Origin of the sequence: Kamptonema formosum PCC 10802 (genome assembly GCF_000332335.1) — a bacterium.
Classification (GTDB): Bacteria; Cyanobacteriota; Cyanobacteriia; order Cyanobacteriales; family Oscillatoriaceae; genus Oscillatoria.
This window is the reverse complement of sequence record NZ_KB235948.1, coordinates 5,388,572-5,397,601: the sequence shown is the minus strand read 5'-3', so window position 1 is coordinate 5,397,601 and position 9,030 is coordinate 5,388,572. Positions and strand designations below refer to the sequence as shown.

Genomic DNA, 9,030 nt, shown 5'->3' with positions numbered 1-9,030 from the left:
CGCAGCTACACAGACGAAACCCGCCTTCGCGGGTTTCAAGAAGTTCAAAAGTCCGCGCCGGCGGACTTTGTTTGTATAGCCGCGATTTCCAATCGCCGGGGATCTATCGCTTAAAGTTGGGGGGCTTGGCGGTTAAAGTTGGGGGGGCTTGGCGGTTAGAAACCGCAGCTACACAGACGAAACCCGCCTGCGCGGGTTTCAAGAAGTTCAAAAGTCCGCGCCGGCGGACTGTTTTCAGAGTACAAAATCTCCATCCCACGGGTCATTCCTGTTATACTTACTCTTAACTTCTTCAATCGCCGATTTCAGTTCTTCTGATGCCGGTGGGGGATTCTCCCAAAGATTATTGGGCATCATCGCACTGGGCATCATCGCATTGGGCATCATCGCATTGGCTGCTAATACCGGTTAATCCATAAGACCAGATATAAGGTGCGTTCCGCCTTATCCATTCCCCCATATAAGTGAAGAATTATAGCGCGGAACGCGCCCTACAACTGCAACTCCCCCTCTCCCCTTGTGCGGGCGGTGAGGGGGTGAGGGGGTTAGTTCAAAGTCCACCGGCACGGCAAACAGCTCACACCCCTCCTTGCGCCGCTCTCGCCGCATCGAGCCGGCGGCGCAACTCATCCGCCTTCTCCAGCAACTCCGCGATAGCGATCGCACTCTGCTCGCCCGTCGCCAGCCACTTCAGCTGCACCGTCTGGCTCTCAGCCTCCGCATCTCCCAGCACCAAACACGCACCGGCACCGCTGCGATCAGCCCGCTTGAACTGCTTGCCAAAGGCACTCCCGCTCAAATCCAAATCGGCGCTAAACCCCAGCCGGCGCAACTTTTGCGCCAGCAGCAGGGCTTCCGGCTCCGCGCGATCGCCCCTGGACACCACATAAAAATCCACCACCGGCAGCGGCGGCTTTTGCAGCTGCTGCAGCAGTATAATCAGCCGCTCCATGCCAATGGCCCAACCCACAGCCGGTGTCGCCGGCCCGCCGAGCTCTTCCACCAGTCCATCGTAGCGCCCGCCGCCGCAAACCGTCGCTTGGGCACCCAAATCCTCCGACTGGATCTCAAACGCCGTGTGCGTGTAGTAATCCAAACCCCGCACGAGACGGGGGTTGAGCCGGTAGTTAATCCCCAGATCGCCCAGCATTTGCTGCACCCGCTGGAAGTGCCGGCGAGACTCCTCCCCCAGATACTCCAAAATACTCGGCGCACCCAAAGCAATTTCCTGGGTGCGCTCATTCTTGCTGTCCAGAATCCGCAGGGGATTGCGCGACAGCCGGTCTTGCGAATCCGGATCTAACTCCTCCTTATAAGGCGTCAAATAGTCCACCAAAGCTTGCCGGTAAGCGAGCCGGTCTTCCCGATTCCCCACCGAATTGATGTCCAGCTGCAGATTTTTCAGCCCCAGCGCTTGCAGGATATCGCTGGCGAGCGCAATCACCTCCGCATCCGCCCTGGGATCGGAACTGCCGATCGCTTCCACCCCGATTTGGTGGAACTGGCGCTGGCGTCCAGCTTGCGGGCGCTCATAGCGAAACATCGGGCCGGTGTACCACAGGCGCTGCGCCCCGCCTTGGGAGTACAGCCCCTGCTGGATAAAACACCGCACAACTCCTGCCGTTCCTTCTGGGCGCAGGGTAATCGAATGCTTCTCCCCCCGACTGGAGAAGGTGTACATTTCCTTACCCACCACATCGGTGGCTTCCCCAATCCCCCGCTCAAACAGAGCCGTCTCCTCAAAAATCGGGGTGCGAATTTCCCGATAAGCCGCTCTGCCCAGAATATCGCGAGCGGTTGCCTCCACCCGCTGCCAATAGACAATTTCCTCGGGCAGGATGTCCCGAGTTCCTCGTAAAGCTTGAATTGCGCCCATTAAATTTCTACAAACTGAACAACCTCAACACGAGCGCCGGTGCACCAAAAACTCAGCGCGGCTCGCAGACATCGAAAGCCCCGTAACGATCGCAATAGTAAGCCAAAATCCCATCCACCCGCTGGCGACTGGCTGGGTGAGCACTTTCGGCGTACTGAACCCACAGACTGCCAACTTGACTGAGATCGTAATCAAACTGCTGTGATTGCTGGGGGTTCAGACCTGTTTCCACGCCTTCTACTTGACGCAAATGAGCGGCAATTTCCCGATAGACCGCTAAAGGCAGTCGCGCCCACCGGATTTCATACCGCAGCTGTTTCTCCCCAGCAGTTTGCAGCCTCGGTGCCTCCATATTTAAACGGCTCCCTCTGGCTCCTCAATAGCGGCCTCATGGTTGCCCAGAGGCAGTATACAGCAGTTCACCTCATTGATGCACACCTTACCCGACTGCAGAGCCCAGCGAACCAGTGCCACCCGGTTGTGAGTTCCCGTTTTGGTCAGGATATTGCTGATGTGGTTGTCCACTGTACGCTTGCTAATTTCCAGCTGCTCGGCTATTTCCTGATTGGTCAAGCCTGCCGCCACCAGTTCAACAACTTGCAATTCTCTAAGCGAAAGGGACGCTTGGGTCTGAGACTCGCTGCCAGCCATAACGCATTCCTTGGTCTGTACATTTACCTAAATTTTAGCCCTTGTCAAGCCAGATTGGCAAAAACTGACATAGGGACTCTACCAACCGGCAGTCCCAGTGGCTCTCAAAGCCCCTCTGGCTCTCGCACAAGGCCAGATGTGAGCGCGGGACTTTAGCTTTCCCACACCCAAAAACCCAACCGGTCACTTGCATTCACTCTATACAGTCTATCTTACTCCGATAGGTCTAACTCCTCACCACCCATTTTAGGCGCGGCAGCTGCCACCGGCCCGCCCTCCGCCGATGCCCCCGATTCGCCCCGCCCCAGCAGCCGGCACCACCGGCACAGCACCGGCTCCCCTGGGCGCGCGCGAGTGCCGGCGCACAGGCGCATCTCCCCAGCCAAAACTTGCAATGCTATCACAAAATTTTACTTTTTGGCAATCCACTTAAGAATTAACAGTGCGCAACCCTCTTTTGTAGGAAAAGTTGCCTCTGGGATTCACTCCGACTTGCCACAAGGCTTTTCTATCTCTCCAGGACGCCGAAACTGCCAGGTTTCTATCCGCAGAATGAGGTTTTTTCTAGCGCCAACCGATAACTTTGAAATAAGACAATATGAAGAGGAAGCTGAATTATGAAACGCTCTCGCACCTCCCAAATCGTTGGAGCCGGCGCTCTCGCCGCTAGTTTAGCGCTGCTGACTGCGGTTCTCCCCGCCTCCGCCCAAACCGGCACCACTGGCGACACTTACACCACATCCCCTCGCCAAGACGTTCGTGACACCGATTACAGCCGCAATAATGACTGGGGCTGGTTGGGGTTGCTCGGTCTTCTCGGTTTAGCCGGTCTGGCTGGCCGGCGATCCGAACCGGCACGCATTCACCAGACCGATCCTGACCGCACAGTAGTTCGCTAACTGCAAATCAACCTTTTTTTGAGGAGATCCTCATGGATAATCAAACCGTTCCTAGCAAAGAGACAGCTGCAGACAGACAGCTCGAAGCGAATGCAGACGCACCTCACTATGACCGGGGGATTATCCCTGCTGAGGTCGCAGCCCGCCAAGAACGTGAAGGCAATACCTTCATGCAGGTTCCCACAAAAGATAGCCAGCAAAATGCCCCAACCGACAACCAAACCAATGATGAGAGCATCAACACTACAGGCGGCTACACTGTAGATGGAGAGGGTCTGCTCAATAACTTTGCGATTGAGCCCGAAATGTATATCAACGAACCGGGCGATTTGAGGGAGAGAAAGGAGCTGGAAGCTGCTCAGCGCGCCGAGGAACTAGCAGAGTTAAACCAAGATGAGAATGGAAAGCTCACGATGGAGCGCGACATGCGCCCGAAGGGGCCAGGGCTTATATAAGCTCAACAGCCTGATTCTTCTCTGCCTCTAGCTTTTACGGCACTCCGGTTTATCCCCCTCCCCTATTGTGAGGGGGATAAGAAACCCGGGTTCTTGAAGAAACCGGGTTTCTGGCATCACCGGCCCGCTAAAATCGCGGGCTTTTTCATTGCCTAAAATGTTATAATTGCAGCGCGTCTCACTTCAGCCGCTGTCAGCACCAGTTTCTCTCCCACTGTCACTTTCAATAGCCGCGACTGGGTAGCCTCACCGGCAGCTAGCGGCGACTCACCAGAACAAATCCCCGCTTCTTGCCCGAACCCGAATCCACCGTATTCATTGCCTTCCACAGATCCGCTGATCTCACCCACACCGGCGGGTACTTGTAGCGCGTGACATCCAAAATTAAAAATCGGTCTGTCTGTTCATTATACGCCGCCACTGGAGAAATGTGCCCGCCTGTCTTCTGACCCATCGCGCTGCGCAAATAGTTTACCAAGACAAAATTTCCCGGGTCTTGCAAATTCTTCACAGCTAGGGCGCGGAACTCCTCAAGACTGCTATTCTCAGCGTGGTAAACCGTCGCCTTCACGGGATAGGTTTCCAACAGCTGTCCCAGCTGGTCTAGCGTCATTCCCTGGCGCGAAACCGTCTCAGGCGGCACGACTTTCCGCGCTGCATCGCTAAAAAAGTTCTTCTGCGTAAACATCCGGTAAGTGCCATATTCAGGTGCTGCCGGTGCTGGAACAGACAGGGCGTTCAGCACCATAACGCTGCTTGCCACCCCGCAGTAAGCTAAGTTATCCTGGGTGACAAACTGCACGCTCAATGGCCAGTAGTCTTTTCGGGCTTTGCTTTGCACCAGCAGCTGCTCTCCCTCAGATGTGGTGAGGTCAATCAGGGTGCCGGTTTGCGGTAGCGGCTGCATCTGAGCGATCGCCCCCCCACCGGCGGCGCACAGTGCCAGAATCACAAACCGCAGGGGCATGACCGGCAGCTTCTTGCTGCCAATCCAGCGCCTAATGGATATCATAACAATTTTTCCCTTGCCGGTGAATACAAACCAACTTTTTTCCCGCTCATATTAGCACATTTGCCGGCACAGGTTATATCCGACCTGAGTGCAAATTGGGCTTCAGTTCCTGTCACAAGTATTTTTAGCCCACGCAAACCCCCCGGTACTGCTGTGTAATTTTTGCTACCGGCATGCGGGTTGACTGTGGGGCAGCGGTGCCGGTGTACCGTTTGCAGTTGGGCTTTAGCCCAAAGGCTCGTAGTTGGGCTTTAGCCCAAAGGCTCGTAGTTGGGCTTTAGCCCAAAGGCTCGTAGTTGGGCTTTAGCCCAAAGTTTGCAGTTGGGCTTTAGCCCAAAGTTTGTAGTTGGGCTTTAGCCCAAAGGCTCGTAGTTGGGCTTTAGCCCAAAGTTTGCAGTTGGGCTTTAGCCCAAAGTTTGTAGTTGGGCTTTAGCCCAAAGTTTGTAGTTGGGCTAAAGCCCAAAGGTTTGTAGTTGGGCTAAAGCCCAAAGGTTTGTAGTTGGGCTAAAGCCCAAAGTTTGTAGTTGGGCTTTAGCCCAAAGTTTGTAGTTGGGAATTCGCCCAACCGATGCGCCCTCAGTGAAAATACGGATAACACATTTTGCGCTTACCTCCGAAATAATACCCGGATGAGTTTGGTGTTGCCGTGAATGAGAATAACGCCCACCAGCTATCCGTGGGGTGAATCGCAACCATGTCCCAGGAGCGCAAGCCATCTACCCTGAATAGATCGCCAGCGCTGTGCAGTTGGTATCTCTCCTATTGGGCCCAGCATCCCTGCAAAACCATCTCCTATTGCCGGTTCGCCGGGAGGGCAGGCACGGGGGCCCACCCCTACAGGCAGGGCCGATTTGCCGGCAGGGCTGGGGCAGGGCGGCTCCCGGCTGGGCCAACCGCCGCTAATGATAGCATCTCCGGTTAATTAATTTCAATGAATTACCGGAAGAGGTAATTAAGAATGCCACAATCACGATGCTTTTGCCCAATGCTCCCAGGATAAATATTATGAGGATTCAACCGAAATTGAGCTGACAGGTGTTGTGAGTTTGGAATCGAGGGAGCAACGTTCTAATGCACTCTGCAGCAAGCAGGCTCTCACAGAAGTTAAGGCGGAGTTAAAATGCGGAACTCTATAAAAGCACAATCTCAGACTCAAGACTCAGACATCAGGGCGCTCTACGGAAAACTCAAACCCATCTGGATGGACATTTAACGCTTTCTCACACACAAGAGGCTAAGTTCATGCGTCTGCGCACCGTTGCTATTGGCACGCTAGCTGCCCTTGCCGCTCAGGATCTCACCCACAGCACCAGCGCCACTTCCAGCGCCACAGCTCAAACACTGGCACCACAGGCTGGCGAGGTGGCCAGTCCTCTGAACACAACCGCACTACAGGCCGTTGAGTCCGTCGCCACACCTGAATCTCTCATCGCCCCCATATTTGCCACCGGCACTGCCAAGCTGGACGTTCTGGCTCGGACTCTTCAGGACGCTAAAAGTCGTGTCGCTGTTCCCCACTTAGTCGGGGAGGCCCCCTCTGGGGATGGCCAAAATCAGGTGGCCAATCCGAAGCTGCCACCGGGATATGCCACCGATGCTGTTTTCCCCCTGGAATCCAGCGAAAAGCCCTTCGCCGGCGTTCGGGCTGTCGCACGCACAAAAGAAATTAAACAGCCTTACCGAATTCCGCCGATAGCCGTCATCCCTCCAGCGGCAGATTCTCAATTCTCCCAACAGCAAACCCCACCGGCACCCTCTGCCGAACCCAGTGTTGGCGATACCTCTGCCGCAGGGGTGAGTTCCCGCCTTGACGCCTTGAGAGCCACGATGCGAGGCGACGATCCTGAGGGTGTTCAGCTGCCCCCCCTCGGTGCTGCAGATACCTACTTGCCAGAGCTTTCGCCCATGTTCAACGGGTATATGTGGCCGGCGCAAGGCGTCTTGACCTCAGGGTATGGCTGGCGCTGGGGGCGCATGCACAAGGGAATTGACATTGCCGGTCCGATTGGCACCCCGATTTTCGCCGCCGCAGCCGGTACTGTCACCTATGCCGGCTGGGACGAAGGGGGTTATGGCAACCTCGTAGAGATTGAGCATCCCGATGGCAGCATGACGCGCTACGGCCACAATAACCGGATTCTGGTGCGACCAGGCGAGCAAGTCGAGCAAGGCCAGCAAATTTCTGAGATGGGCAGCACCGGCAACAGCACTGGCCCCCACTTGCATTTTGAGATCCACCCACCCGGACAGGACGCTGTCAATCCCATCGCCTACCTGCAGGGCGATCCCGCTGACATCGCCACCCAGCGGCGCATTGGTCAAGGCGGGCCCTAGTGTTCGGGGTTAGGGGCAGGCGAGACGCCTGCCCTACGCCTATTCCCTCGTTCCCAGCCTCAGGCTGGGAACGCAGTTCTGGAGGCTCTGCCTCCTTTATCTAATAAACAGATTAAAAGCGTCACAGCTTATCTGTCAACCGGCACCTACAGGATGCGGAATCTCACATACTGCCTCACCACCGGCTGCAGGGTGAAAACGGCTTGATTCTTCTCAATCAGCGAGCGCCGGCCTAAAGATTGCATGGCGCTGAACACCTCAGAGGGTGGCACTCTCACCCCCTCTAGCAATTTTGACATAGACACCGGCTCAGCTTCTTGCGCCAGAGCGGACATCACCTGTTTCTCCACATCTGACAGGCGATTGAACTGAGCCGCCAAGCTATGTTTCAATTCCTCCCCTAAGTATAGGGTATCATATTTTATGAATTCCGCAACACTGCCGGCAAATAAATCTTGAATCATGCCGGCAACGAGTTTCAGCCACAGCGGGTTGCCCCGGTAGCGGTCAATCAGTTGCTGCCAGTGTTCTTCTTCGAGTAAACCTTGGTTGCTCAGGAGTTGCCGTGCCGGTGCTGCTTCCAAACCTTTGAGCTGGAATGAGCGCACCGGCCCGTTTTCGCTTTGCTGCGCGACGATTTCTCGCGGGGGCTCCCAACTGAGCAGCAGCAAGCAACTTTTGTGAGATAATTCTCCTGCAATTCTGAAAAATGTGCTATAATCTTCGCAGCCGGTTTGGTAGTGACCGGCTAGCTCGCCGCTGCGGAAAATTGCGTGAGCGTCATCGAAGATTACCAGACAGCGGTACTTGCGGAAATACTCCATCAGGCGCGAAAGTCTGGCTTCGGGGAGTGGCGGTAACTCGATTTCCTGCCGGTTGGAGAGAAATTGGATAAGCTGTGTTTGAATGGTTTCCAGGGATGGGGAGAAGCGAAGGGATTTCCAAATCACAAAATCAAATTCATCTTTAATTTGGTCGGCGAGTTGCACGGCGAGGGCGGTTTTGCCAATCCCGCTGATTCCCAGAAGTGCGACGAGGCGACAGCGCTGCTGCACAATACACTGTTTTAGGGCTGTCAGTTCGCCGGTGCGTCCGTAAAAAGGCGAGACAGCCGGTGCGTCAGCTAAATCTTGACATATTTTGGGGTTGGTGTTGGTTTGGTTAGGGGTTTGCTTTGGGTGCGATCGCGTCTCTGGGACTTCTATGGACTGCAAAGTGTCCCCACAGACGTTGATGTTATTAATCTGTGCAAAGTCTTTGGCGAAATTGGATGAGACGATGGAGAAGTGCCACCTCTCCAGTGTAGCTCGAAAGTTCGACTTGCTGACCTCTTCCCCCACTACGTCTGAGAGGACCTTCCACAATTTGGAGGCAACATCCCTGACGTGTCCCTCGGTACATTCGCAGTCCTCTGCAATTTTGGAGTATCGCTGACCTCGCACAGTCCCGCGCAGTATGGCCTCTTGCAGGTTGTCCAGGTGGTTGCCGGTTTTGGCGAAAAACAGGTTGTCGGCCAGTTTTAAGACTTCCTTAATGTCCATCGGTGGGGTAGGTGCGGGGGTTTTGCCTATTGTACCCGACATTTTCCGACATTTTCCGACACTGCCGGCTTTTTCCGACATTTTCCGACATTTTCCGACATCCGGGGGAGTAAAACTCCCTACATTTTCCGACATTTTCCGACTTGACAAGACTGAGATTTGGCAAGAGTATGGATACAAACACTGGCGCTGCACCAGGATGATGAAAACTTTTTGCCGGCATCCTGGGAACCCCACCCCCCAACCCCCTCCTCGTGTACGG

General features: G+C 55.1%; 10 protein-coding genes. 3 read left to right on the top strand and 7 right to left on the bottom strand.

Annotated elements, in window-relative coordinates; translation table 11 throughout:
• Positions 1-234: 234 nt before the first annotated feature.
• The 5 genes from OSC10802_RS53225 to OSC10802_RS0123690 form a co-directional block, all read right to left on the bottom strand.
• Positions 235-387 (bottom strand): hypothetical protein, encoded by a 153-nt coding sequence (locus OSC10802_RS53225; RefSeq protein WP_198525179.1) that lies wholly within the window; start codon positions 385-387, stop codon positions 235-237.
• Positions 388-577: 190 nt separating this feature from the next.
• Positions 578-1,876: a histidine--tRNA ligase gene (gene hisS, locus OSC10802_RS0123705; protein WP_017719258.1), complete on the bottom strand. Its 1,299-nt coding sequence runs from the start codon at positions 1,874-1,876 to the stop codon at positions 578-580.
• Between the two features lie 52 nt (positions 1,877-1,928).
• On the bottom strand, positions 1,929-2,228 hold the full coding sequence (locus tag OSC10802_RS0123700; protein ID WP_017719257.1) for a hypothetical protein: 300 nt from the start codon (positions 2,226-2,228) through the stop codon (positions 1,929-1,931).
• A 2-nt stretch (positions 2,229-2,230) separates the two neighbouring features.
• A complete protein-coding gene (gene pedR / locus OSC10802_RS0123695; protein WP_017719256.1) occupies positions 2,231-2,527 on the bottom strand; it encodes a photosynthetic electron transport-dependent transcriptional regulator PedR in 297 nt (98 codons plus the stop codon).
• 212 nt (positions 2,528-2,739) lie between these two features.
• Positions 2,740-2,931: a hypothetical protein gene (locus OSC10802_RS0123690; protein WP_017719255.1), complete on the bottom strand. Its 192-nt coding sequence runs from the start codon at positions 2,929-2,931 to the stop codon at positions 2,740-2,742.
• A gap of 213 nt (positions 2,932-3,144) precedes the next feature.
• On the opposite strand from OSC10802_RS0123690, the gene OSC10802_RS0123685 reads away from it, so the two are divergent.
• Positions 3,145-3,426 (top strand): WGxxGxxG family protein, encoded by a 282-nt coding sequence (locus OSC10802_RS0123685; RefSeq protein ID WP_017719254.1) that lies wholly within the window; start codon positions 3,145-3,147, stop codon positions 3,424-3,426.
• Between the two features lie 32 nt (positions 3,427-3,458).
• Entirely contained in the window at positions 3,459-3,881 is a 423-nt protein-coding gene (locus OSC10802_RS0123680) for a hypothetical protein (protein ID WP_017719253.1), read from the top strand.
• A gap of 256 nt (positions 3,882-4,137) precedes the next feature.
• Here OSC10802_RS0123680 and OSC10802_RS0123675 read toward each other — a convergent pair whose 3' ends face one another.
• Positions 4,138-4,893 carry a phytochelatin synthase family protein gene (locus OSC10802_RS0123675; RefSeq protein ID WP_017719252.1) on the bottom strand — a complete coding sequence of 252 codons (756 nt, stop codon included), beginning with the start codon at positions 4,891-4,893 and terminating at the stop codon, positions 4,138-4,140.
• Between the two features lie 1,242 nt (positions 4,894-6,135).
• On the opposite strand from OSC10802_RS0123675, the gene OSC10802_RS57060 reads away from it, so the two are divergent.
• Entirely contained in the window at positions 6,136-7,227 is a 1,092-nt protein-coding gene (locus OSC10802_RS57060; protein WP_017719251.1) for a M23 family metallopeptidase, read from the top strand.
• A 146-nt stretch (positions 7,228-7,373) separates the two neighbouring features.
• On the opposite strand, the gene OSC10802_RS0123665 is transcribed toward OSC10802_RS57060, so the two are convergent.
• On the bottom strand, positions 7,374-8,903 hold the full coding sequence (locus OSC10802_RS0123665) for a helix-turn-helix domain-containing protein (protein WP_369797097.1): 1,530 nt from the start codon (positions 8,901-8,903) through the stop codon (positions 7,374-7,376).
• Between the last annotated feature and the right edge of the window lie 127 nt (positions 8,904-9,030).

Bases quoted from the DNA above. Each gene is read 5' to 3' on its own strand.
- OSC10802_RS53225 (WP_198525179.1), bottom strand. From the start codon at position 387: ATGATGCCCAATGCGATGATGCCCAGTGCGATGATGCCCAATAATCTT.
- hisS (WP_017719258.1), bottom strand. From the start codon at position 1,876: ATGGGCGCAATTCAAGCTTTACGAGGAACTCGGGACATCCTGCCCGAG.
- OSC10802_RS0123700 (WP_017719257.1), bottom strand. From the start codon at position 2,228: ATGGAGGCACCGAGGCTGCAAACTGCTGGGGAGAAACAGCTGCGGTAT.
- pedR (WP_017719256.1), bottom strand. From the start codon at position 2,527: ATGGCTGGCAGCGAGTCTCAGACCCAAGCGTCCCTTTCGCTTAGAGAA.
- OSC10802_RS0123685 (WP_017719254.1), top strand. From the start codon at position 3,145: ATGAAACGCTCTCGCACCTCCCAAATCGTTGGAGCCGGCGCTCTCGCC.
- OSC10802_RS0123680 (WP_017719253.1), top strand. From the start codon at position 3,459: ATGGATAATCAAACCGTTCCTAGCAAAGAGACAGCTGCAGACAGACAG.
- OSC10802_RS0123675 (WP_017719252.1), bottom strand. From the start codon at position 4,893: ATGATATCCATTAGGCGCTGGATTGGCAGCAAGAAGCTGCCGGTCATG.
- OSC10802_RS57060 (WP_017719251.1), top strand. From the start codon at position 6,136: ATGCGTCTGCGCACCGTTGCTATTGGCACGCTAGCTGCCCTTGCCGCT.
- OSC10802_RS0123665 (WP_369797097.1), bottom strand. From the start codon at position 8,903: ATGTCGGAAAATGTAGGGAGTTTTACTCCCCCGGATGTCGGAAAATGT.